Raw genomic sequence first — 22,980 nt, forward strand, 5'->3', positions numbered from 1 at the left:
CAAAGTGTGATCCCGCCGTGAGTCCCACTCCCATAAGTTAATACCTGTATAATATTCAATAATACTTGCCAGCCAATTATCTATTTCTGATATTGGCCAATATACCTTTGAAATAGGCACATCCCTACCAATAGGATCACTGGGTTCATTCTGCCTATCTCCGAGCATGGCAACCGTATCAAATGAGATAATCTTTGGATTCAATCGCATGGTACTAAATGGCATAAATACACGATAAGGTAAGATAAAAGTTTTTACTGGACTTGTTGCGGAGTTTAAGTGAAATTCAGGGCCAAACCTTAGCTCAACCTTTAGCTGACCAAACTCCTCATCAGGTTTGCATTGAAGTAGAGACACTAAACCATTGACAAAACTATGAGGTCCTCTGCCAAAACCATAATCTTCAGCGGCTTCAATATCAATAGTCAGCGTTGTCAAATCTACAGGGATTTTCTTACCCCTGCCTGCAATTTGACCCGATAAATACAGTTGATTATTTTGAACTACAAAATAGCCAAAATAGTGCTCTATTGGCAGTGACAAAGAACGTGCAATTCGACCATTTAATAAATTGACAGAGATTACTTTTGAAAACTCCGACGCAGTATTACGCTCTTTAAACGTCAATAAGACATAATTTTGACCATCTAATTGATAAAAAAATACATCTTTTTGAAGTACACCATTACTGTCTTCCGAATAGGTTTTTTGCCATAGTTCAGTAGTTTCATGATAATAGTAAACTGCATTATGGGCTATAAACAAACAATGGCCTTTTTGATACGGGTTGTTTATATAAGTTCGATCTTTATATTGGTTCTGCAAATCTCCAACGGTTTTCAAATCGATTGACTTTGGCTTATAGAAAGGGAAATCGCTACTTGTATCGTCATAATCAGTTAATACATTATTCATGCTAAAATCCACCCTCCTTGTACAAATATAAAGTCACGTAGTGTATTCGGTATTGTCATATGATATTCAGCTCCCGCTTCCTCACCACGCCCAATTGATTGCCCACTTGGGGGGCACACTTTGGCAGGAGATGCTTTACTTGCCCCTGCATTGCTCAGTAGCTTCACTGTAATATGTGAACCTTCAGGCGCTGTTTGTGGCAAATGTAAGGTACAAGCCGTTGCAAACAAATATGTACCACCTGCAACCGCCCCCATGTTGTTTTCAACTACTTGATAAAACCCCATCAAAACCGGCACACCGCCAAGCGTTTCTCCATCACCGACATAGAGCTGCTTTGTATCTGTTGAAAATCCTGGTTCGCCGTTGCCAAGTACAGTTTGTAATCGTGTTGCTTCTGGGCCTCTTCTAAACTGGATCCGTCGCCCCATTAAAATACTCCCCCGTCAATATCGCCGCCCTCAACAGCGAGACCCAATGAACTAACCCAGTCTCGTACCCAAGCGGTGGTTGCAATATTGGTGCTATTATCTGAGCGTGCCCGTGTAGGTGATTTTGGCGTACCGGTGAACATAGGTGAGGTAAACAGCTGTGATTTCGATAAGTTATCAACTTGGCTTAGGCCAACATCTGCTTTGTTAACCGTTACAGCCCCTGTTTTACCATTTACAGATAAAACATTATCTGTTGGTGTGCGCAACAGCACCCAGTTTGCTAATACATTCGCAGGTGTCGACTTGAGAATGTAAGATTTGTTCTCGTCGGTACGAATCGCCAAGTCACCAGGCTGTGCATTTAGCGCTAACATGGCAGATTGACTGGCGACCTCAAACGGCTCACCTATTGCAAGACTGGGTAACACATTTTCAGGAATTTTACCGGTGCTGTCTAGCAACAACACATGGTTTGCGCCGCTACCTGCATCACGATGAATAGCACTACCAAGGGTGGTGAAAATATCCACCCCTCCAGGGGTTGTGCCATCACCGATAAATAGTTTTTTGCTGTCGGTCAACCATATTGGTTCACCATTACTCGGCGTGACATTGGTGCGGTTTGCCGCAGGTCCGCGCCTAAACTGAATTTTGTTCGACATTAAATACTGCCTCCGTCTAACGAGGGAACATTGGGGTAAGAATCAGAAAATGCGCCACCATCAAGAGACAGTAAGCCTACAAATTTATTAATTTCATTATTTACGTAGTCTTGCGTGGCATACACCATAGATGGATCTATTTTTAAATTCACCATTTCTGACTGCACCACATCAATCACCGCTTTTATTCCAAGCTCAGCACTGGCGTTGTCTTCAATACTTGGCTTGTAAGTTTCAGGGTATTTAACAATGGCAAATGCTTGATCGTCTTCGGTGTAGAAAGCGGCTTCACGAACATAAAACCCACCTTCTGTGGCAGGGACAATACCGATGATCTCAAGCATCGCAGGATTGTTATCTAGCGTTTTGGAACTATTTATCAGTCCTCTAAATCGCTCACTCGTGAGATGCTCCGCATCAGGTAAAATATTGCCATCACCCACTGCAAATTTGACTAAGTTAATTTTAACGCCAGTACCAATAGCATTTGCTATTTTAGCGCGACCCGCTGGTGTCAGCATGGTCCAGTATTGTGGTTGGGGCATAACTACTCCGAGGATAAATATTGGTATAACTACAAGACTGACTGGCTGCCACAAGACGCATTTGAGTATCGCTTACAATTTCGCTGGCATAGTAAGGATACACAGTGACAGAAGCACCAAATAGCGCTGCTGAAGCCAGCTGAATTTTTGCTGTGGATAATAAACTGAGCGATAAATCAAACTGAATACTATGGCGTTTATTCGCTGAGATGGTTTGAAATATTTGTTGATATAACGACTCATTAAGTCCCCTATCAGACAACGCAACATCAATAGCGATTGTCCCGGCAGGGCCCTTAGGTACTTGTTCAAACCATTCAGTAATACGAGTGTCATATCCAAATAGTGCTAACGCGTTAATAATGGCGAAACGCGTCCCAAGATGTTTGTGTTGTTCATAGCTTTGCGCAATGATCTGCCGTTTTATAGGCACAGGCCACTGCTCATCCCACTGCGTAACACTTTGGCTCCATGCCAACCAAGGTAATAATTCGATTGGGCAAGTCTCGGGTTGCCATAATGTTTCTAGGCAATTTGCCGCTTCATTCAGCACAGTGAAAATTGGGGATTGAGTGGCTTGTATTTGCTCAATCAGCTCAGTTCCTCGGTGTACTGGTTTACTATCACTCACACATCACCTTCAAATATCACGCCAGCGATGCCATTTTCACACCAAGGGGCTTCATGGCTCGCAATTATGACATTCTCACTTGGTGCAGCGAGTACGACATCTTCCACACCGCTACTATATAAAGTGGCAAACAGTGCTGAGCGCTTTATCGCAGTGCCCATGACACTGGTTTGTGCAAAGAAATCTTTTAAATTGGCCAACACTTGTGCTTTAACTTGTGCTTTGCCTGGTCCTGGGGCTAGTTGCACTCGGGCATTGATGGTATAGGGCTTCACTGTCACTGGCACAATTTCAACTCTGTCACCAATGGGCCGCACTTTTTGCAATGCAAGCACATCAGATACGGTATCAGCCGCATCTGCTTTGAGTCCAAACGTTGCTCTGAGCTTGTTCAGTAGTGCGTCTGAAGGTATACCGTTGGCTGATTCATGACTTAAAATGGTCAACACTACATGGCAAGGTGAAGGACTTGTAACATGAACATCTTTGACGCGACTATCTGCAGAAAATGTATGATAGCGATAACTTTCAGCTGTTCCAGCCGTATTTAAACTATGGAATGCTTGTTGTATTCGGTGCCTAAACCGTTCATCTGACTCTTCTGGCAAACGGCTTACACCATAACGTGTTGCAATATGGTCTAGGTCACTATTTGTTGCTGTCGCCAACAAGTTACCTTTGACGGTGTCATTTATTCGTCCTTTAAGCAGCATGCTGTGATATGCAAATGTATTGAGTAACTGTGTTAAAGGCTCTGATTCTAGCTCTAGTGTCTTACTAACATCTGGAACTAACTCGCTCAATTTACTTTTTAACTGTTCCAGAATTTGTTCATATTCCAGATTTTCTAATAGCTCTGGAGGTGTTAGCTTAGATAAATCGATCAACTGAGATGCTGGCATTGCACTCTCCGGTACTAAACAGAAAATAAAAAACCCACAGCAAACACTTGCTTGTGGGTCTTGGAGATTGGAAACCTGTGTGCTTGTTAACTTTCTCAAGCATAGGTCTATCTTACTGGTTTTTAGGGAGTAAAACAGGTCAATCCTGACCTGCTGTGAAATTATTAGAACGCAATCACAAACTCTAGTAATTCAGCTTGAGTGGTAAGGCTAAGCACCTCGGCTTCTAACTCACCGCTTTTTTCACGCACCACTTCTCTTTGCTGCAAAATGGCGAGTAGGTTTGCACGCTCTGCTGCCGCACCTTCCTCATTACCGTTCAACCGCTCACTCAACTCGCGCTCTTTTGCGCGCTCTACTCGCCACTGCTCTGATTGCAATTTGCCATAGGCGAGTTGCTTTATGCGCGTAATGACTTGCTGTTTTAAATACTCAACTTCAGAGTTTTCTTCAGTCTCTAACTGAGTCTCTGCAATAAACTGTGCTACCGACTCTTTATTCCATTGCTCACCCGTTTGCGGGTGCACCAACCAAAAGTTACCCGCAATAGACATTCCTTTGTTATCGTCGTAGTAAATATTCATTTTCACTCCTTAAATCGCGCGACAGGTTCTGGCAAGGCCATACTGGTTATATAGGTAGTGCTCATTAATAACACCGATATGTGAGTATGGATTCATCGCTTGAATGGCTGTTGCTATTATGCCCCCATCGTATCCTACGCTATCGGCCTTAGAACGATAGCAATACGAACTCAGTAACTCGCCATCTAATGTTTCCATGGCCACATTCACTTCACCTTCACTATTCTCTGTGCCATTTGAATTTTGCGTTTTATACGGCTCACTGTTACTGGTAAAAATATAATTGATCGGCTGAAGCTTCTGCTCTTCTGTGAAGAGATAATGTGCGTTGAATTTACCACCAGCCATTTTTAGTTCACTACCAAGTAGACCAAAGTAACCGTAGTAATTATACGAATAGCTCGACATCGCCGCTTCGCTATGGTTATAGCGATTTATTCCATGCGGCTGCGCTAAGGTATTTGCGATAAATACCATCGTTGTAAAGTCACCGCTATCCACATAATTCTGATATTCAGCTGCATTCGCAATGGCAATGTTAGTAATGTGATTGCCATCACGATACTTTTCCACAACCAAGTTAGTACCCGAGTCGATAACCACTAAGCAGTGCTTTTGGTTGTTATACAACACAGCCACCTCGTTATGGTTGTAACTAGACCGCGTTGGAATACCAAATTTATCTCGGGCATTGAGATCTTGCTTTGGCAAAGTACGCGAGGTAAATCCCTGCCCTAAAACAAAAATACCACCATACTCCGTCGCATTCGCTGACAGAGACTCTTGGGTGCTATATACGATTTCAAAACTAACATCATTAGGTTGTGCTTTTAAACCCAGTGGCACGATAGCACTTGAGCCGTGTTGATGCACTTTAGTCGCAGGGTTTTGCTCAAAGGCATTATTATGGACAAAGCTTGATTTTAGTACGGTGGATGACGTGCCATCTTGGCTAATTTTTAGATGATCTAAACGGCATGTGTCCGTTGCGGCATTTGCGGTATAACTTGGTCGAGTGAGATAGGAAGTACCATCACTATTATAGATAGCCAAAACCGATGTGGAGCGGCGAAAATTAGCGTGACTATTCGCCATATCAATATTTTTTATCGCGAATAAGGTTTTTGGTGTTGCAGCAGTGTTGTTCGCGACCACTCCATTAATTTGTTGCGTCAAGGGACCTATTTGATCCAATAGTGCCAGTTTTGCAGCTCTGGTAACCAGCTCAGCGGTCGACGCAGTTAAGTCAGCTTTAGCAGAATCAATATTGTTGATCGCTGAAGTTGCAACCTGTTGCAATAACTGGGTTGAGTCATCCAAGTGCTCCTGTGCAACGGCCACAACGGCTTGCTCAAGCTTGGCGTTATCTGTAAGCCGTGCAATTGCATTCGTGACTAAGGTTTGTTCCTCTGCACTCAGCGGAGTGCTGCCATTCATATCAGCGACCAGTTTGTCGACCATTACCTGAACGGCTTGTTGAATTGTTGCCATAATTTCCTCTTATAAATCCTTTAAATTGGTAGCAGGGCTTCACCCAACACTTGATTGAGCCGAAGCCGTCTGAAGCGCTTGTCGATATCTACTTGAGCTTGTTGATGTGCCAATTGCTGCTGGTGGATATCTGCATCAATTGCCTTAAGCGCATTGATCAATCGCTGTACGTCTTGTTCAAGAAGATTATCTGGGTGAGGGAGTGGATAATGCTGAAATGGAGTAAATTGGTTGATGTCCACAATTTCTCCTACAAGGTAAATGTACGAAGATTTCGTACTCTAGGGCGCTGTGCCGGCGTCCCCTTCAGTACCAGTTTCACTCGTGTCGTCGCGGTATCTACACCGTTAAAGGTGTAATTGAACTGCTGCCAACCATCGTTCAGTACTGAGCTGCTATCCAGTGCAAGTGGTAGCCAAACATCCCCTTTTTGCATCAAGGCTTGTACTTCTGAGTGGCTTTGAATATTCGCTTCAAAACTCACCGTTAAATCACCGCCTAAACGGCAGCGCAGCTCACGAGAGATATAGTCTCCGGTTTGCGCTACCTGCCCGTGAACACACTGGCTGCCCGCAAAAAGTACTGGCGTTAAGCTTGGTGTTCCCGTCAATACAGCAGCGACCTTAACCTTGCCAGTTATGGTTTCTCCAAGCGTACTTGGTTGCCACTCTTGAACGCTTAGCACTTTTTCTTTATTGCCAGTAGGGTACGTAAGTTCAAAGGTAACTTGAGTATCTGCACTTGGGCGCTGGACTACAGCTAAAAGCATTAAATCCGTTACTTGTTCAACCTCTACCTCGCCGAGTTCAATCCGTCTACTTTGCTCTGTGAATTTGGCGGCCCTTAACCTAAATGTGAGATCTTTATCCTGATGTGGCGTCCAGGTGCTAGCGTTGCTTGATGATAACAACACTCCTACTTGATACGGCTGAGAGGTAACCCAGTTGTGCGCCTGATCAAGCTTACCGAGCTCTGCAATAGCAACACTGTGCTCGGCCCCATCGGTTAACACAACCAACGCATACTCTTGATCGGCATTTAAAAAGGTTGGAGTAAAGGTAAACAGTGTCGATTGGTCATTTAGCTTTATTTCATCACTGCTTATTTTGCTACTTGCCAGCACGGTTTGCGTAGGAATACCTTGTACAACTTCACGAATTTGTACTTCAACCGTTTCCTGTCCTTTGGCGGTAAACCATAATTCAACACCGGCAATAAATCGCGATTGCTCCAAAATAAAGGTTTGTGCGAGTGGATCAAAACGCTGAGTAATGATGTTATTGACGCGCCGCAATGTTTCCACTTCAATCACGCCACTACCAGTATAACTAGCGCTTCCTGAAGAGCCTTGCTTACCAATAAATCGCACCAATTTAGTTCCGGCGGGAACATTATTTGGCACTTTAAATCGACCTGCTAATTCACCGCGTGTATTTGCTTGGATCATGCTTGCACCTCTGAAATAATTTCAATGCCATCGAATAATAGTGAGTCCAGTTGCTCACCTGAATCAAACCCAGAAATAGCAAAGTTGACCCAACGAGTGCGCAAGAACTCGGCTTGCTGACGGCGCACACCAACTCGCTCAGTACTCGTTTGAGTAATAACGCGACGAACACGACCTCCACCGCTAGTTAACCTGCGAGTAATAGGGCTTGTCCACTGAGTCTGGGTTTGTGTCCAATGATCAACACTTGGGGTTAACGTGACATCCGCAGGCAGTGGTTCAAATGCCATATAAGGATTAATTTTCATCTCACCGGTACGGCTCTCTTGTACTAAGACGTCCTCGAGTTCGTACGGTAATGTTTGGACTTGTGGTTGTGACAACTGAGTTATTTCTGCGGCCATTGGCAGCATAAGTTCGCCATCCACAATAGCAGCGCTTTGTTCAAGTCCAATATCACGCATATCGTCATCTAAAAACGGGTCAACAAACACGCCATATTTGCTAGCAGGTGACTGGGCATTGGTATCGTTACGTAGGCGCTCAATAGCCAACAATTGGTATAAATCTGAGATCTGCTGTTGCATCAACGCAAGATCTGTCATTTGTACCGCTTCAATCGCAATATTTTGGATATGCGGCGGCGCACTCCCCCAGTGTTGCTGCACTTGGGCTAGCCCCAGGTGTTGATGAGGCACCAAAGGTGCTTGCGGGTTGATTCTGTCGGGTGCACCTTTGATCCGCTCAACGTGACCATTGGGGGTAAGCACGAGCAGGTCGATACGTGGCATAAACCAGTGATAATCGACGACAACAAGGCCATTTTCGAGCATTTCTTCAGCCTCGCTTAACTGCTGCTCGAGCCAAAACCCGGTTTCGTCGGCATCAACTTCAATAAGTCGGCGATAGGTATACACCACGTCATACGACGTGCCTGACGCCGGCTTATTGCCACCTTCGCGCCAACTAATATGATTGCGGGTAAAAATAAAGTCGATACCTTGCTGATATTCAATGCCACCTTGCGAGATCTGCAAAATTTCAATCACAGAGTCATCATCAAAGGGATCGGTGTTTTGGCCGGTTTGCACGTGGCCTCGAGTCAAAGAGGTACGCTTTTTCACCTCTGCGGTCACCTGATCAATGCGCTGCACCGGTGCAAAGTCTAAATCAATTCGCATAGCGCCTTGGGCACTGGCACTAAATCGGCTCGGCTCATTGATCACCTCACGTACATCGGGGTCGTTTGGCAGCGTAACAGGCAGTGCGGTGTTAAACGCTATTTCATAGCCATTGATATGCGCTTTTCCCTCTTGCACATTAAAGTGCTGGTGGCTTGCCGTGCTCTCTCTATAGCTAACATTGAGCCCGCTCACCACATAACTCCCGCCGTTTGACTCGCGGTCATAACGCGCAAGTGCGCTGGTAATTGAGTCTAGTTGTGGTGGCGGCTGTTTAACGATAAGCGTGCCATGATCGATTTGGTAAACGGGAAAAAAGTCGCTATTGGGATAGTCAAGGCTGTCGCTCAGTCCCCAACGGCCCGAGATTTTCAGTCGCGCGGCACCCGCTTCGTCAAAATTGTGTGCGCCAATAGCTGGATCTCTAAGTGTTGAGTCTTCAAGCTCTGTCACCACTTCCTTTGCTAACCACACCCCGACAATTTCAAGTTTATTTAGCGCAATCGCTAACTGTTTAGTGTCGACATCATGTACCGCACCTTGCAGATATACTGAGGATGCGCCAATGGTTGCAACGCCATGAGCTTGGTCGATAACCACCTCGCCCCCCTTAACCACATCCCCATCTTTCATCAATACATCAGCGATGCCTTTTACATGGTGCTGAGACTGCAGTTGCAGGTCGTTAAGTTCACGACTTTGCAACCCTTTACTCGCTCGAAACAATAGCTGGCTGTAACGCTTTGCAGGATCAAACTGCTGGTAATAATCTTTTATCATTGCTTTCTTCTTAAAAACTGATCACAAACTCAAACGTTTCGCGTACCCCTTGGTCACGAAATAGCGCTGTGCGATGCTCAAGCAAAATAAGCTCGCCAGCCTCTGCAACCTCGTCTGGTAGGAGGTAATATTTTCCAGCTGGAACGCCTGTTTTCGGTGTCGTGCCAAGCATTAAACCAAGCTCGCGAATATGCTCACCTAAGCCATCCTCGAAGTCGTAGGTGAATTGGCAATATAGATGTTGGCTGGCGGTATCGCTTAAGCGGAACTTTCCGGTTGGTACTTGAATTTCACCTTGTTCATCCGGCTCACAAAAGCGAATTTGCTTTGCCTTGCGATAACCAATGAGATTGGTGAGTTGTGTGGTATTGGTAGGGGTTGGCGGTAAAGTATTATCCCAACTTGATGCGCCGTTTCCCCATGCCAAATAAATAGCCTGCTGCTGCATTAGCCGTGCAAGCGCCTTTCGGCCTTGAAGTGTTAAAGTGGCCAAGGACTGCTCCTTAAAGAAATGAAACCGAGCTAAAAACTAAGCTCGGTGAGAAAGTAGAGGTTTAGTAAGATTCAATCCAGAGGTCGGATTGCTGCTCTGCGGCAAGTAAGCAAGCTTGGGTAAGTTGTGCTTTGGTCACATTGGCCACAGTGTTATTGGCAAGTACCCAACGCTGCGTGTCACTGTCTGTCATCAGCAGTATGGCTCGAACCATACGTTGCTGACTTTGTTCATCACCATCAAACACCAGACCGTCAACCTCAACGGCGATTGACGCCACATTCGCTGCACGCTGACTTTTAAAGCGTTCACGTTTGGTATCTGCAATTTGTTGTTCAGTATGCGAAATGGTCGCTGGATGGTGATAAGCCACTTGCGCTTCGTCGTCGTACTCAATACGCGAGTCAACAGTTTCTGTGGTTAATGCTAAATCCACCTCCATATACTCAACACGATAGCACGCTCTTCTCGCTTGCAAGTCCAGTATAGGCTCCGCTGGTAGCGGTGGCACAGGCATTAGTTCATCTGGATTAGCGGCATTATGCGCTTGCGCCTCTGCTACCTGTGCTTGCACTTCAGTCGTTTCAGTCTGCCATGCAGCATGCACCTCACGATATGCCGCTTCTTCTTGCTCAATGGCAAGTTGTAGCGCTTCGTCAATCTGCTCTTGAGGATGACGCAGCATTATTTTTGTTTGCACGTCTGTATAGCTCAGCGTTAAGGCCTCTACTGCATCCGCAGTAAGGTTCTCAGCCTCAGTATTCATCGCACTCTCCTTATCCATTATGTGCAATTCCTATTGGGAATAGGGTGTGGTGGCAGAACACTTTGACGGTATTGCCGTTGAGATCGGTTTTGGTGTTTTCACCGTTGATGATAGGGATGGTTTGATCGTCGCCCCAAGAGCCTTTTGCGTTAACCGGTTTAAAGACAACATTGCCTGATACTAAACCGACAAGCTCACCTTCCTCATTGATGTAAGTCACGTCTTGCATTATCCCTGTAAGAGTTGTCAATGCTTGCAAAACCAAACCTTTGAACTCACCTACTGAGAATCTATACACTTTTCCTTTTGTATAACTTTGCGAAATACTTGAGTTCGCTAGTTGTACGTCATGATTTTGATATTGCAACTCACTTCCATGAAATTGAAGGTAAAACAGGCCGTTTTTTTCTATAATTGAGGTCAGCGCTTTAACTGCAGAACCCTCTTTTTGGTATAGAAATATCGGATCATGTTTTGGCTGAGCACCAATAACATCATTCACTTTGAAGCTTCCCCAACTCATAAGTCCGTGTCTATTTAATGGGGTAAAACCAACACCTAAATGCCCTTCACTTTGCTTAGTGCGCTTCCCGATAAGCGAGCTATTCAGGGAACCACCTCGGTCTAAGTGATAAAAGTTACTTTGGTATATATATGGTGATACATACTCTACAGGATGACTTGATTTCGCCTTCGTGACAGGCGCCTTTTCTGTAATGTGAACCAGACCAACAAAATCGGTTTTATTGGTGACCATGGATTTCCAGTTGCCGTCAACATTATTCAACCCCACAGCATACGTTGACCATTGATTAGATGTTAATGTGGGTTCGCGGCCAATCATTGCGGTAGCTGTTTGTTCGGTAATATGGTTGATTGGTATGAGTTGATATTCTGAGCCACTACCTATCGTTTCATTCCAAAGTCCTTGCACGCCATCTGGGAACTGTTGGAGCAAGTTTTCAGGATGCCCATACAGGTCTATTTGAGGTGTTTCATGGAACGATGCACTTAGTTCAAACGCATCAAGTATATACAAAATGTCATCAACTTCAGGAGTTGGTGGTGAAAACTCTTTACCTCCGTTCTGATAGCTCAAAGGCAGGCTTTGAACTAATTTATCTAATGATACATATACGGCGTCTCCGTCTATATGTGCGATGTAATAAACTTCGCTTTTGGTGGCGTTATAAATACAAGCATATCGTTTATCTGTAATTACATCCTTAAGCTGCTCATACTCTGTAACCTTTAACCAACGACCACCTCTTGATGTGCCCGCATTTCTGACAGTTGCTTGGTGTATTTTAGTAAAGAGCGGCTTTGACTCTCCACGCAAACGATTTGAAATAGCATGACGCAATGTGGATTCTAATACCTCCGCTTTATCCAACTTATTGGCCGATAAGCGTAAATCTTCAACTTGGCCTGCGTATATAGCATCGTGGTATTTGTATTGATCCGCTCTTGAATGGCCATGACCACCGATATATCCCATGCCTGGGTGCTTTCCGATGCTTGTCTCTGTTGGCTGGATAAAACACCCTAATGTGCTCATACGCAAAGATGTGGGTAGCTCATACCAATGATAATTACGTACACCCGTCATCGTATATTGTGTTGTTCCCATCGGGTTATAGCTGGGGTGATATGCGCCTTTGTTTAAACGCTGTACCAAAGCAATTGGAATGCCGTAACATTTTCCCTCATACCCAAAATCACTAGAATTATTTGGATAACCAGAAGTATGGCGAGCCATTCTCATACCACCGATTATTGGTGCGTTGAGTGATACAGCATTGGAGTTCAGCATTCCAGCATATGACATCTCACCTGAGATATTGCTCGGACCGAGATCCTCTCCCTCGATTCGTTTGCCCCTAGGTTTTAAGCTGGATTGCCCGTGAGTGTAACTGATATAGTTGTTGTCAATGCCCCGATTATAAGCATGAATATAGGGATTGTCCCAATTATCACCAAGCCCCTCAATCACCCTAATTCGGTATCTAACCTGAATATACGCTTTGGCTTTTGGGTCGTAGTAAATATTGTGTTCAGGCTCTCCAAGGAAAATAGCCTTTTGCGGCTCCGTTAGCGATGACCATTTAACGCCATGCCCTTTTGTATCAGCGTCCCACTCTCCAAACGCTGAATACCCCTGAGCAACGAGATTATTACGAAGGGCAATACCCTTATAGCTATTTGCACCGTATTGCACATTACCGAGCGGATACACGACGTCTTTTTCAGCAATTTTCTCGTGCCAAGACTCCAAAAATACTAAGTCTTTACGAGAGGTGATCACCTTATTGCTATCGGTTTCTGCTGCAAATGCGGTTTCAGCATCGTTGTGTTGGGTGACGGTGCCTGAAGCTGAGTCATAGGTTTTGGTGCCATCTGGCGCAGGAGGAAATTTGCAACTCACAATACCATATGGATAATCAACACTTTGCAAGTCAATTGATACGCCGTCAACCAACCCTTTCGGGAAAGGAGTGGAAGATTTATCTGAACCAAACCAACCTCTTGTTTTACCTGAGCGCCCCAAGTTCAATTTGTTTTGATACACCCACATGCCATTATTAACAGCATTTTCAGCACTATCACCCAAGCCCCACTCCACAAACCCACTTCCCGCATATTGCTGTTTACGCATGTCGCGCAGTGCATCAAACTGAGCTTTGATCATTACATGAGGATGCGGATTCACGCTTTGTGCATCTGCAATCAGTGATTTAAGTGTTGGCAGTGTATGGCTATTGCCGTTTAAATCTTTGAGGTTGACGTTGCCAGACTGAGTTTGCCAATCATTCAGCGCTTGGTTGTTCTGATTAACCGTTTGATAGGTTTGGGCAATATCTTGCTTAACCTGATCAATTTCCTGTAAGCCTTCGGTGATATTATTGGCAAGTTGAACACTTGCTTCGGTTTGCTCAGTTGCGGCCTGTTGCAACTGGGCAAGTTGTGATTCTATGGTCATGTATTATCCTATGTTTGCTTTGCGCAGGCGCATCGCCAGTTGCATGGTTTGGTTGGCTTGCTGAATTAGACTTTTACCTTGTCTAAGATGTGCATAAACAGATGTAGCCAGCTCTTTTGCCATAAAAATATTGGTGTTAAGCACGCCTGTTTCAAAACTGACTTGCTGTGAAGGCAGCGCTGCGAGGTTAAGCGAAATGACCTCTAACCAGGCTACGTCTTTGCTTTTATGATTCAGCACTTCACCCCCTGCGCTATATACCGCAACTAAGGTGCTGCCAGACCAAATTCCTAATTCTTTAACTGGGTAATCGGCTTCCCCCTCAAACACTGCGCTAAAACGCACTTGTGTTGCAGTGAGTTGCTCCGCTTGTAATATCGGGACCTTTTGGCGCTCTTGTCGTAACTGAGTTTGCAAGTGAGACGCGATATAACCTGCGCTTCCTGCGGACAAATGCGTCAACGTAAAAGCTTGTCCTTGCTCTAGCGCCTGCGTCAATTTGGCAAGCCCCGGTGTCGTCCATACAACAGAGGCAAATTGTGATGATTGCATTGAGAGTTCCATTTATTTGGAGAGTATTATTCAGGGAGTACCACTTGGAAACGACTGCAATGAACATTAAGCCGTCCAGTGGTGGCGAGCGCAGCTGAGAGCGGCATCATTTGACGATGTTGCCAATGTACAGTCGTTGCATGAAGCGGATCACCGACAAACGCGTCGGCTTTAGTCCAGCTTTGTTGCCACTCGCCCTGCCACGAGCGAGTTGACCACACGCGATGCTGCGAAAGCAGCCTGATTCGGGCTGAACTCACAGGCAGTTGTGAAGGCTCTTTGTCGCTGAGCTTATATTCACTCAAGCGTTTTGTGGTGAGGTAATGACTGCGCTGACTATGTGTTCTACTGAGGTGTACGGAGGCATTCGCCATATCATGACTCACACCTTGCTGGTAGCTGCGACCAAAGCTGACTTTGCATAGCGTGTTATCGCCATCATGAAATGGTACGCCAGAAACATCAGATAGAAGCGCTCCAAAACCACTTTGAGACAACTTCAGTTCACGCACATCATAACCATGATAAATACGTGAAAGTTTGGCTCTTACTGGGGCAGATAGTCCAAGCAGCTGATGTATATCTTTAAGCGCCTTGTTCCCTGGAATTTTGCCAGATGCCAATTGATAGCGATAAAAGTGGCGTCCGGGTTTATCAACCTCAAGCTCAGCCTCGTCAAAGTTGAGCCAATTGAGCGCGATGTCTACACTTTTTGGTGTACCGCGAAGTCGCTGCCAAACCAGACCTTCCTTGATGGTTTCGCGAAGGTCTTGGCTGTAGGGCAAAATAGCCTCTAAGCCATACTCCCAAACGAGCCACATCAGCAAGTTGTCGTGCGGTTCGGCCTTAAACCCAGATAACCTTGAAATACCCGTATGAATATCGTCACTCACGGCAACACTTTGCTGCAATCGCCGTTGCAGCAAAGTGTGATTAGGAGGTAATAACGTCATCTTAGCCTCGCTTTAATGTCAGCGAGATTGACTTGGGCATAACGTACTGATGGGCCGCCACATCAATTAGCTGTGTTGGAGCAAGCAGTTCGATATGCCTAATTCCCGTACTGTGTAATTGCGCATGTAGCCAGCTTGGCGTTAAGTCCCAACCAAGTGTCGTGATGTTGAGCCAGTTGTCTTGCAACGTTTGCTTCAGCTTATTGATAATAAGTTCAGAAGCATGAGTATTGAGATAAAGCTCAGCTTCAACATCTACCCAAACGGGCTGTGCAAGTTTGACCTCTAACGTGTCCGTTAGCATTTTCACTGAGTCGTCAAATAGCCTCTCTTTAACTTGTGCTAAAACCTGTTCTGCATCAGTGTCAAACTTTGCAAGTACCGTTACCACTACCAGCCCATCCCCTGGGCTTTGCACCGACACACCCTTGATTAATCCCGGTGCAGCTTCAATGGCTTGATGACGATAATGCGCCGCACTACCTGCCGTACTGGACGCTATGGTGCTGTTGCGAATACGCATTCGTAAGGTTTCGTCATGTTCATCGGGCAACCGAGCCACCCCATAAAACGCGCCAAGATGCTCTAAATCAGCGCCTTGGCTGGTGGCTAACAAATTAGCCGCCGCGGCTTCATTGACGCGCTGTCGTAATAACAGCTCGCGATAGCTTTCAACTTGCAAACAAATCGCAAGCGGCGAGCTTTCGAGCGCTAACGCTTCGGCATATTCAGGTGCAAGTTCAATAAAACGTTGTTTACGTGCTCGGAACAGGCTTTCGAAATCAAGTGGTTCAAGGATATTTGGCGCTGGCAAAGTGGAAAGATCGATTGATTGATTTGCCATAGAGCGCCTTATTCTGGAGACGTTAAAATGCTTGCAACACCAGTGGCGCGAGATTCAATTTCTTGATAAACATTTTCAGCGCCTTTACCTTGATAGGGAAACTGAATCTCATTATTCAGCACTTTTGTGGTTAATGTACCTAGGCTGTCACGGCCCTGTGATGCCGCTGCACGCATCTCGGCAAGTGTTGTTGCCTTGCTTAAACCATCAAGCAGTTTAATAAACTCAACTAATACTAGGTGGCCTGTATCTGCAGTAGTCCCAATAATAGATTCTACATCCGCCACTTCTCGGCTTATTTGCCCGCGCTTTACTTGCTTGTCTAGGTACGCGAGTGTCGCTAAATGATCTTGTTGTGAAGGAATTTGTTCTTGCATAATTACACCTCGATTCTTGGATAGTTAATAACACGGTCAACAGCAAAAGTGGCGTTACCACCAAATTCAACGATGTTTTGTGGTGTTTTGTCACTGCCAACGGGCGATGGGAGCATGTTGACAAAGCGAACAAATAGCATTGAATAAGGATGCAGGCCATGAAGCTTAATTGTGTCAATAGTCTGGGTGGTTGCACATGCATTCCACCCACCAGTAATTTTTGGCTGAAGGCCTAAACGCTCAACCTCAGCGTTAATCTGGTCACTTGTTGCTTCAGAATTCGCTAAAATAAACTGTGTATAAGTTCTCGACCAGTCCGTACTGTATTGTTCAGGTTCGTTATAATGTCCAGGTGCATAACCGTAATTGCGAGTCAGATGTACTTTAGTGAGCGTCTGAGGGGCTGGATAGGTGTAGTAACCCTGAGTAGCGATAGGTACTTTTACCCATTTTGAAATATGTGGAGCTTCAGGTTCAGCTTCTATATTTAACGAGCTCTTAGAATGATCCGCCCTATCATAATAATTAATTCGCAAGTCAGAGTGACTATCCGCAAAACTAAGGATCGCTTGATCTGTTTTTGACCCCGCCAAAGCAACCGCTTCATTAATATCTTGCTGCGCATCACTTAGCGCATGATTAATTTCTCCCATTTTGCCGATCACGGTTTGGGTTAGGACATTATTTGAATCGATTAATTTGCCGTTCTCGGCTTGCAGTGCGGCGATGCGCTGCTCTAATGTCATTGGCTGATAATCCGCCATATTACACTCCTAGCTGTAGTAGTCTGTTGTTGAATTGAATTTGTCGGTGATTCGCTTGAATTTGCGCACTCAGTTGTTGGGTTTGTGCCACCAGCATGTCGAGAAATTCACCGGCATAGAAAAGCGTTAAATCGCCTGTGGTATTAATCGTGATAGCGTCTACCGGTGCAGCACTTAACAGCAGATCAAACCCTTGTACGATTTGTGCAATGGGTGTTTGATAAAAAAGTACATTTTGCGGGTGTGACCAAACGGCAAACAAAGTGCCATCGGCAAGATAAAAACCCACTTCGCGCACCGCGTACTCAGCATCGTCAATAAAATGTCCGGTAATATGAAATTGCCCGTCACCAACAACTTGCCCGCCGGCAATCGCCACTCGATTTTTTTCACCTTGCAGCCTAGTTTGGCTACGAGACGGCGTATAGCCAGAAGTGCCTACCGCAATCGCGCTAATATCAATGGTAAAACCATTGGCTTTGGCATTAACGGCCGCGTTTAATCCCGCCTGCGTAATAAGCGGCGTAAATTGTTCCATGAGTCATTCCTTTAGAGTCTGTTAATCTTCAAGTTTGTTTTTGCAGCAGCTTTGTTTAGGTATTAATAGCAATAAAACGACTGTCGCTGGATTTGGATAGCAAAGGGCGCTGCGTGAACATAAAGGCTGGAAGCACTTTTGAGATCAGAGCGCACTTCACCGGATATTTTGCCCACACCTTGCAAACCAGAAGTACCAGCAAGATACAACTGGCTTACATTTGCAACATTATCTGTGTATTGAGGCATCCACGTTCGCTGAAGGCTCGCAGACTGACTGGCGGTATTGAGCGATAAGCTTTCACTTTGCTGTACACCTACATGCAAACTAATTTGGCTGCGACATGGTTTTGTCATCACCACAGCTTGCCAAAGTTGTGCCTGCAGCTTAGGAGTCAATAGCGTGCTGCCTGCTGGATCTAGGTTCTGCGCGGCCAACGCAATGATCTGTGCAGAATGCGGCGTAAACGCGTGAGGATTTTCTTGTTGCCACCACTCTTTAAGCTCAACTTTTGCAGCTAGAGTGGAGAGCGCGCTTTTTATCGCACTAACCGTCCCTTTTATTCGATGATCGGGCACGCTATTCGCTATAATCTTACGCTTCACGTCAATTGGCCAAGCGCTATCCCAAAAGTCCACACTGAGTGCATCCGCAAGCCAAGGTAAAAAATGCTCGGGACATCGCCATGGATCCCAAAGGCTACCAAGTGGAACAGGAGTCGCGGAAACTTTACTTAGCGCCTTTGCCAGCGCATGCTCAAGCTTAGTGCTTGCGTGCGGTAATAGTGTATTAAATATCTCTTCCTGCAATGTTTATCTCCACTTGTGTACAAAACGCAGCCTGCCAAGGGGTATTGATAATGTCGGCGGTGGGTGAGAGCAGCTCAACACGTTGCACACCTGCTTGGTGTAGCGCACTATAAAGCCCAGACAGACGAATATCATGATTGAGTTTATGATGTGTTTTTAACCATTGCTGCACGATTTGCTCTACCGTAGATTTCACTTTTTCTTCATCAGGGCCTGGATATAAATAAAGCGTGGCGCGGAGGGTAAATTCTTTTACCTCAGCTGAGAGCACTCGTGGCCTATCCGTCAAAGGCCTAATGTTTTCTTGAAACAAATGCTCTGTAATTGCTGTGATTTCGTCTTGATTTGGTATGCCATTGCCTCTATCTGTCAGCACCGTTATCGCTACATCCCCCGGTGCGGCATCTTGAAGCCTAGCGGCATGGCTACAATGCAGCAATTTCGTATGCTCTGGTACTAAGTCTGATAATGGTGGCTCGACCTGAAGCTGCTCAAATTCGGGAGACTCAACAAAAACATCCTTAACTTGAGGTAAGGCTTTAAGCGTGTGAAAACAATAAGCACCAATTGGCCCTGCCGTACTAAACCCTTCTAGTGCCAATTGAATACGCGCTCGAAAGCGCTCGTCACTCTCCCCAGCTTCTCGTATCACCGCAAAACGATTCCCCAAATAATCGAGTTCACTGCTCGTGGCTTTTGCCAGCAATACCTGCTGCGCGCCTTCATTAATCTGTTGACGTAATAACAGCTCTCGATAAGCAAAGACTTCCATCAGCTTGACGATGGGGTCGCTAGGTAGTAGCTCAGAAAGTTCTGGGCAGGCGTGCTCTACGGCTTGCTTTAGTTCGTTATAAAGCGTCTTAAATTCAACGGGTTCAAGTAAATCGGATGCGGGTAATTGACTAAGACTGACCGCACTGAAGTTAGTTAAAGACATAATGGGGCCTGTTGTAACACGACTCCCTTCAGGAGCCGTGTAATTTGATGTTTAAAGGTTTGGCAATGTTGACTTAATTTCGGCGCGTTTATTCATCCAAGTCTGTTTTGCTGCCACCGCTTTTTCTGAGGTTTCACCATATTCAGTAACCGCAGCCATATAGTCAAAGAATAAGAAATCGGTGTTGGCGCTGTAATGTTTGCGTCTTAACTCGCTGATTTCTTTAGGGCTGTATTCTATTTCACATAAAGCGAAATCAACTTCAGCTTCTTTTGCAAGGTGTGCCGCGTGTGCATCATCAACAATACCACCAGCAATCGCTTTACCTGTTGTTTTTAATTTTAAAATCGCCATGTTTATGCTCCTTCGCTTAAAGTTTGACCTACGTGAGTGTATGGGTGGCCGACACTGTCAGCCCAGATCATATTGTCACCATGATCGCCCGTACCAACATAAGGCAATGCAATGGCCACTTTCATACTGCCAAGCCCTCTGAAATACGGCTGATGACAGCCACCCCAGCCAGTTCTTCTATTCGACTTATATTGCCACCCTTTACCTGCATCTGAGCCAGAAACGAGAATATCTGCGGAGCGGTTTCTCGATGGATAAAACCGCAAATCACCGGTTTGTTCCAACACATTAATCCAACAACTTGCTTGTGTTAAAAACTCCCCCTTACCCCAACCAATATATCTTTCACATCCCTGATTCAGTACAAATAGATTACCTTCAGAGGGGTTATCATCTCGTCCTTTATTCACAACAACATCCAGCAGAAGGACTCTATATTCGCTTCCATAATAGCTGTCACCATGGGAATCTTTCGCTCCCAAACCTCGCCTTAGAAACTCTTCATTTGGTGTGAGACCGAATTCCGCCAGCTGAGTTAGTGATAACTTAGTGATTGTTCCTGTTCCCTCGGTACCCCGATAAAAAAAACTGCTCCACGGTGCGGCATGCGCCGCAATCATATCAACAGCCGTGCCATTTCCTACATCTGCACAAATATTATTAAAGTGCTTAGTATCAGAAAGTGCGTTTGGGGCTAAAGGCAGAGCTCGTTGGAAACTCGTAATTTTTGCGTCCACAGCCTGCTCTTTAGCTTGCAAGCGGGCATCGACCTCTGCTCTTTTCGCATCTAATTTGGCCGTAATATCTTGAATTTTATTATCGACGGTTGCGGTGAGGTCGTTTGACGCTTCAATCAATTTGGCAATATCTTGTTCTAATGCCATATTTTTTCTCCATATGGTTAATACAATTTGTAAAAGGGATACTGAGTGTTATCTCAGCGGTAAATCAGGCACAAAAAAGCCCACCGAATGGTGGGCTTAATAGCCTAAAGTCGTTGTAAGTTGGTGTTATTGCGGTTTTGGATATCGGTTTTTAATGGTGCTTCGCGCTTGCAGCCATGCAGTTTTTGCCGCTTGTGCGGCTTCACTCGCTTCACCAAACTCGGCCATTGCCGCTAGATAATCGAAGGCAAGACCATCTGACTCGCACTGGTAAGCAAAACTTCTAGCATGCATACATTGCGCTGCAAGCTGAGCATGCTTTGCCTCAGCTAGAATGCCTGGAATATCAGCACTGGCTACTCCTAAGTCTGCCAATGTTTTTTCATCTGCCGGAACATTAATCAGTTCATCATCACCGATTTTTAAGGTTTTAATTTCCATTGTGACTCCTTTAAGCTGTTGGTGGTGTATATGGATGGTTTGCGTATGGAATAGAGCTTAGTGTTGGGGCTAAACGCTCGGCAAATGGAATTGGCTCTGCGTACCAACGGACGGAACTATTGGCAAAGCTAGCTTCAGTTAATTCTCTTCGTAGGTTATCACTCCCATCATGATAAGATACATCTCCTTTCCAATTCTTGATAAATCGGTATTTAAGACCACCACCTCTTAGGTACATACCATTATAACGATAACACCAAGCACCAACTGAACCATCATCACGACCTACATACAGAGGTTTATCAGCATCTACCTTTTCCACCTTTGAATACGCGGCGAAGCTCACATGACTTACTGTTGGGTTATAACGCTCATGAAAACGCTTAATTTGCATAAAGTTAGCATCACCATTCCAAGCATAAGAATTACCTTCCAGCTCAAGCAGAAGAGCAGCTTGGTGAGGTCGGTTCGGATCTAGTGGCTTAGTATCTGAGTTCCAAGAATACTGGCGAGCAATCGTTAACTTACTCACTCCCGCGGCATTACCAGGAAAACGCCACCACACTGGATAAAAATAATCCTTTGAACCACCGATAAAAATATCCTGAACATAGCGTGTTTCAGGCATCGCCTCTTGAATAAATTTGTCGACATCTTGCTCTTTTTTCGCAATACGCGTGTCAAAGGCAGCCATTTGGTTATCGAGCTGCTGCGCCTTGTTATCCACCACTGCCGTTAAAGCATCCGTAGACTGAATGAGATTAGCAATATCTTGTTCTAATGCCATGAGTTGCTCCTATAAAATTCCTTTGTCCATCAACTCAAACTTCTGTTTAAGATGACGAGTCATATTGTTAATTTGCGCAGCGCCTAGCTTGGCAAGTTCAGGGGCGATAAGAATATTTAGATTAACGCCGTTATCGACGATGGTAACGGCGTCGGCAGGCACGCCCGTTAACACCAAATCAAAAGCAAGAAGTAAATCGACTTCTGCCGATTTGTAAGCAATAGGTCTATCTGGTGAAGAATACACCGCAAATAGCACCTCTTGTGTTTGGCCATTTGCTTCGCTTTCGATATAAAAGCCCACTTCATTGACCCAAAAGTTGTGATCGGTATCATCAATCACACTCATATGGATTTGGGCATTCCCCTTATCTTCGCCACTTGCCACCATAATGCGGTGGACTTCTTGTTGTAGCTGGCGGCGGCCTTGATCTGGCGTATAATTGCCAGTACCAAGCCCTACCTTGCTGATCTTCGCTTGAAAGCCATTTTTTTGGGCGTTAAATACTGCTTCCAAACCCGCGGTGGTGATGGTCGGCCGTAAAATCGTGCTCACAGCACCTGTCTCCTTTTGTTGAGTGATATCAACCCGCATCAATACACAACTCATTTAATAAGTTGGTTTATGAAGCACATTGATATGAAATGACAGCAATGGGTTTTATACCAATAGGTACTACCGCTGGGTAAACGCTGATGACATCAATTGAAGTGCTTATTCGCTATTCCAATAGCGGTTGTAGGCTAAATTGCTGCGATGATTAATACCCATTTGCTTAATTAAGTGATCTATTTTGAGGCGAGAAAATCTTGTCGATAACCAGGCGAAATTTTGCTATTTAGTTGTTCTAAATAAGAAATTTTTAACGCCGTTAGCGTCAGATTTACTCCTTCAAATTGAGCAAGTATTAACACAAATTAGTATAAGTT

Annotated in this window: 27 protein-coding genes; all 27 read right to left on the reverse strand. The window is 45.1% G+C overall.

Going from position 1 to position 22,980, the window contains the following annotated elements:
• Positions 1-915 (reverse strand): hypothetical protein (locus CWC03_RS09640; RefSeq protein WP_138581738.1); only part of this gene is annotated, 915 nt, incomplete at its 3' end.
• Positions 912-1,346 carry a hyaluronate lyase N-terminal domain-containing protein gene (locus tag CWC03_RS09645; RefSeq protein WP_138581739.1) on the reverse strand — a complete coding sequence of 145 codons (435 nt, stop codon included), beginning with the start codon at positions 1,344-1,346 and terminating at the stop codon, positions 912-914. The genes CWC03_RS09645 and CWC03_RS09640, both read right to left, overlap by 4 nt.
• Positions 1,346-2,011, reverse strand: a complete 666-nt coding sequence (locus tag CWC03_RS09650; RefSeq protein WP_017218937.1) for a hyaluronate lyase N-terminal domain-containing protein — start codon at positions 2,009-2,011, stop codon at positions 1,346-1,348. Before CWC03_RS09650 ends, CWC03_RS09645 begins: the two co-directional genes overlap by 1 nt.
• Positions 2,011-2,556, reverse strand: coding sequence for a phage tail protein (locus tag CWC03_RS09655; RefSeq protein ID WP_138581740.1), 546 nt, complete (start codon positions 2,554-2,556; stop codon positions 2,011-2,013). Before CWC03_RS09655 ends, CWC03_RS09650 begins: the two co-directional genes overlap by 1 nt.
• A complete protein-coding gene (locus CWC03_RS09660) occupies positions 2,507-3,187 on the reverse strand; it encodes a phage tail protein I (RefSeq protein WP_138581741.1) in 681 nt (226 codons plus the stop codon). Before CWC03_RS09660 ends, CWC03_RS09655 begins: the two co-directional genes overlap by 50 nt.
• The gene (locus tag CWC03_RS09665) at positions 3,184-4,089 is read right to left on the reverse strand and encodes a baseplate assembly protein (protein WP_138581742.1); all 906 of its coding nucleotides are present in this window, start codon (positions 4,087-4,089) and stop codon (positions 3,184-3,186) included. The genes CWC03_RS09660 and CWC03_RS09665 overlap by 4 nt, the downstream gene beginning before the upstream one ends.
• Positions 4,090-4,253: 164 nt before the next feature.
• Positions 4,254-4,673 (reverse strand): hypothetical protein, encoded by a 420-nt coding sequence (locus CWC03_RS09670; protein WP_138581743.1) that lies wholly within the window; start codon positions 4,671-4,673, stop codon positions 4,254-4,256.
• Between the two features lie 9 nt (positions 4,674-4,682).
• Complete coding sequence (locus CWC03_RS09675) at positions 4,683-6,164, reverse strand: hypothetical protein (RefSeq protein WP_138581744.1); 1,482 nt, start codon at positions 6,162-6,164, stop codon at positions 4,683-4,685.
• 20 nt (positions 6,165-6,184) lie between these two features.
• On the reverse strand, positions 6,185-6,406 hold the full coding sequence (locus tag CWC03_RS09680; protein WP_138581745.1) for a hypothetical protein: 222 nt from the start codon (positions 6,404-6,406) through the stop codon (positions 6,185-6,187).
• 8 nt (positions 6,407-6,414) lie between these two features.
• On the reverse strand, positions 6,415-7,611 hold the full coding sequence (locus tag CWC03_RS09685; RefSeq protein WP_138581746.1) for a hypothetical protein: 1,197 nt from the start codon (positions 7,609-7,611) through the stop codon (positions 6,415-6,417).
• Positions 7,608-9,572, reverse strand: a complete 1,965-nt coding sequence (locus CWC03_RS09690) for a DUF4815 domain-containing protein (protein WP_138581747.1) — start codon at positions 9,570-9,572, stop codon at positions 7,608-7,610. Before CWC03_RS09690 ends, CWC03_RS09685 begins: the two co-directional genes overlap by 4 nt.
• Before the next feature lie 10 nt (positions 9,573-9,582).
• Positions 9,583-10,065 (reverse strand): BW3TFN family phage tail fiber component, encoded by a 483-nt coding sequence (locus CWC03_RS09695; protein WP_138581748.1) that lies wholly within the window; start codon positions 10,063-10,065, stop codon positions 9,583-9,585.
• 61 nt (positions 10,066-10,126) lie between these two features.
• Complete coding sequence (locus tag CWC03_RS09700) at positions 10,127-10,849, reverse strand: DUF4376 domain-containing protein (RefSeq protein WP_138581749.1); 723 nt, start codon at positions 10,847-10,849, stop codon at positions 10,127-10,129.
• Entirely contained in the window at positions 10,842-13,811 is a 2,970-nt protein-coding gene (locus tag CWC03_RS09705; protein ID WP_138581750.1) for a coiled-coil domain-containing protein, read from the reverse strand. The genes CWC03_RS09700 and CWC03_RS09705 overlap by 8 nt, the downstream gene beginning before the upstream one ends.
• Before the next feature lie 3 nt (positions 13,812-13,814).
• A complete protein-coding gene (locus tag CWC03_RS09710; protein WP_128728022.1) occupies positions 13,815-14,363 on the reverse strand; it encodes a phage tail protein in 549 nt (182 codons plus the stop codon).
• A 26-nt stretch (positions 14,364-14,389) separates the two neighbouring features.
• Positions 14,390-15,316 (reverse strand): phage tail protein, encoded by a 927-nt coding sequence (locus CWC03_RS09715; protein WP_138581751.1) that lies wholly within the window; start codon positions 15,314-15,316, stop codon positions 14,390-14,392.
• 1 nt (position 15,317) lies between these two features.
• On the reverse strand, positions 15,318-16,160 hold the full coding sequence (locus CWC03_RS09720) for a baseplate assembly protein (RefSeq protein WP_138581752.1): 843 nt from the start codon (positions 16,158-16,160) through the stop codon (positions 15,318-15,320).
• A gap of 8 nt (positions 16,161-16,168) precedes the next feature.
• Positions 16,169-16,537 carry a hypothetical protein gene (locus CWC03_RS09725; protein WP_138581753.1) on the reverse strand — a complete coding sequence of 123 codons (369 nt, stop codon included), beginning with the start codon at positions 16,535-16,537 and terminating at the stop codon, positions 16,169-16,171.
• Between the two features lie 2 nt (positions 16,538-16,539).
• Complete coding sequence (locus CWC03_RS09730; protein ID WP_138581754.1) at positions 16,540-17,301, reverse strand: hypothetical protein; 762 nt, start codon at positions 17,299-17,301, stop codon at positions 16,540-16,542.
• 1 nt (position 17,302) lies between these two features.
• Positions 17,303-17,839: a phage tail-collar fiber domain-containing protein gene (locus CWC03_RS09735; RefSeq protein ID WP_130126674.1), complete on the reverse strand. Its 537-nt coding sequence runs from the start codon at positions 17,837-17,839 to the stop codon at positions 17,303-17,305.
• 62 nt (positions 17,840-17,901) lie between these two features.
• Positions 17,902-18,648 (reverse strand): phage tail protein I, encoded by a 747-nt coding sequence (locus CWC03_RS09740; protein ID WP_138581755.1) that lies wholly within the window; start codon positions 18,646-18,648, stop codon positions 17,902-17,904.
• Entirely contained in the window at positions 18,629-19,585 is a 957-nt protein-coding gene (locus CWC03_RS09745) for a baseplate assembly protein (RefSeq protein WP_138581756.1), read from the reverse strand. The genes CWC03_RS09740 and CWC03_RS09745 overlap by 20 nt, the downstream gene beginning before the upstream one ends.
• 51 nt (positions 19,586-19,636) lie before the next feature.
• Positions 19,637-19,939 carry a hypothetical protein gene (locus CWC03_RS09750; protein WP_128728030.1) on the reverse strand — a complete coding sequence of 101 codons (303 nt, stop codon included), beginning with the start codon at positions 19,937-19,939 and terminating at the stop codon, positions 19,637-19,639.
• Positions 19,940-19,941: 2 nt separating this feature from the next.
• Complete coding sequence (locus CWC03_RS09755; protein ID WP_138581757.1) at positions 19,942-20,823, reverse strand: hypothetical protein; 882 nt, start codon at positions 20,821-20,823, stop codon at positions 19,942-19,944.
• A gap of 126 nt (positions 20,824-20,949) precedes the next feature.
• Positions 20,950-21,264: a hypothetical protein gene (locus CWC03_RS09760; protein ID WP_128728032.1), complete on the reverse strand. Its 315-nt coding sequence runs from the start codon at positions 21,262-21,264 to the stop codon at positions 20,950-20,952.
• 10 nt (positions 21,265-21,274) lie between these two features.
• Positions 21,275-22,051, reverse strand: a complete 777-nt coding sequence (locus CWC03_RS09765; RefSeq protein ID WP_138581758.1) for a phage tail protein — start codon at positions 22,049-22,051, stop codon at positions 21,275-21,277.
• Between the two features lie 9 nt (positions 22,052-22,060).
• Positions 22,061-22,606 (reverse strand): phage tail-collar fiber domain-containing protein, encoded by a 546-nt coding sequence (locus tag CWC03_RS09770; RefSeq protein WP_019647288.1) that lies wholly within the window; start codon positions 22,604-22,606, stop codon positions 22,061-22,063.
• Positions 22,607-22,980: the final 374 nt, after the last annotated feature.

It is taken from the genome of Pseudoalteromonas sp. S2755, from assembly GCF_005886535.1.
GTDB lineage: Bacteria > Pseudomonadota > Gammaproteobacteria > Enterobacterales > Alteromonadaceae > Pseudoalteromonas.

Bases quoted from the DNA above. Each gene is read 5' to 3' on its own strand.
- CWC03_RS09710 (WP_128728022.1), bottom strand. From the start codon at position 14,363: ATGCAATCATCACAATTTGCCTCTGTTGTATGGACGACACCGGGGCTT.
- CWC03_RS09670 (WP_138581743.1), bottom strand. From the start codon at position 4,673: ATGAATATTTACTACGACGATAACAAAGGAATGTCTATTGCGGGTAAC.
- CWC03_RS09760 (WP_128728032.1), bottom strand. From the start codon at position 21,264: ATGGAAATTAAAACCTTAAAAATCGGTGATGATGAACTGATTAATGTT.
- CWC03_RS09685 (WP_138581746.1), bottom strand. From the start codon at position 7,611: ATGATCCAAGCAAATACACGCGGTGAATTAGCAGGTCGATTTAAAGTG.
- CWC03_RS09715 (WP_138581751.1), bottom strand. From the start codon at position 15,316: ATGACGTTATTACCTCCTAATCACACTTTGCTGCAACGGCGATTGCAG.
- CWC03_RS09690 (WP_138581747.1), bottom strand. From the start codon at position 9,572: ATGATAAAAGATTATTACCAGCAGTTTGATCCTGCAAAGCGTTACAGC.
- CWC03_RS09750 (WP_128728030.1), bottom strand. From the start codon at position 19,939: ATGGCGATTTTAAAATTAAAAACAACAGGTAAAGCGATTGCTGGTGGT.
- CWC03_RS09645 (WP_138581739.1), bottom strand. From the start codon at position 1,346: ATGGGGCGACGGATCCAGTTTAGAAGAGGCCCAGAAGCAACACGATTA.
- CWC03_RS09650 (WP_017218937.1), bottom strand. From the start codon at position 2,011: ATGTCGAACAAAATTCAGTTTAGGCGCGGACCTGCGGCAAACCGCACC.
- CWC03_RS09675 (WP_138581744.1), bottom strand. From the start codon at position 6,164: ATGGCAACAATTCAACAAGCCGTTCAGGTAATGGTCGACAAACTGGTC.
- CWC03_RS09755 (WP_138581757.1), bottom strand. From the start codon at position 20,823: ATGGCATTAGAACAAGATATTGCCAAATTGATTGAAGCGTCAAACGAC.
- CWC03_RS09765 (WP_138581758.1), bottom strand. From the start codon at position 22,051: ATGGCATTAGAACAAGATATTGCTAATCTCATTCAGTCTACGGATGCT.
- CWC03_RS09745 (WP_138581756.1), bottom strand. From the start codon at position 19,585: ATGTCTTTAACTAACTTCAGTGCGGTCAGTCTTAGTCAATTACCCGCA.
- CWC03_RS09730 (WP_138581754.1), bottom strand. From the start codon at position 17,301: ATGGCGGATTATCAGCCAATGACATTAGAGCAGCGCATCGCCGCACTG.
- CWC03_RS09700 (WP_138581749.1), bottom strand. From the start codon at position 10,849: ATGGATAAGGAGAGTGCGATGAATACTGAGGCTGAGAACCTTACTGCG.
- CWC03_RS09655 (WP_138581740.1), bottom strand. From the start codon at position 2,556: ATGCCCCAACCACAATACTGGACCATGCTGACACCAGCGGGTCGCGCT.
- CWC03_RS09720 (WP_138581752.1), bottom strand. From the start codon at position 16,160: ATGGCAAATCAATCAATCGATCTTTCCACTTTGCCAGCGCCAAATATC.
- CWC03_RS09665 (WP_138581742.1), bottom strand. From the start codon at position 4,089: ATGCCAGCATCTCAGTTGATCGATTTATCTAAGCTAACACCTCCAGAG.
- CWC03_RS09725 (WP_138581753.1), bottom strand. From the start codon at position 16,537: ATGCAAGAACAAATTCCTTCACAACAAGATCATTTAGCGACACTCGCG.
- CWC03_RS09735 (WP_130126674.1), bottom strand. From the start codon at position 17,839: ATGGAACAATTTACGCCGCTTATTACGCAGGCGGGATTAAACGCGGCC.
- CWC03_RS09705 (WP_138581750.1), bottom strand. From the start codon at position 13,811: ATGACCATAGAATCACAACTTGCCCAGTTGCAACAGGCCGCAACTGAG.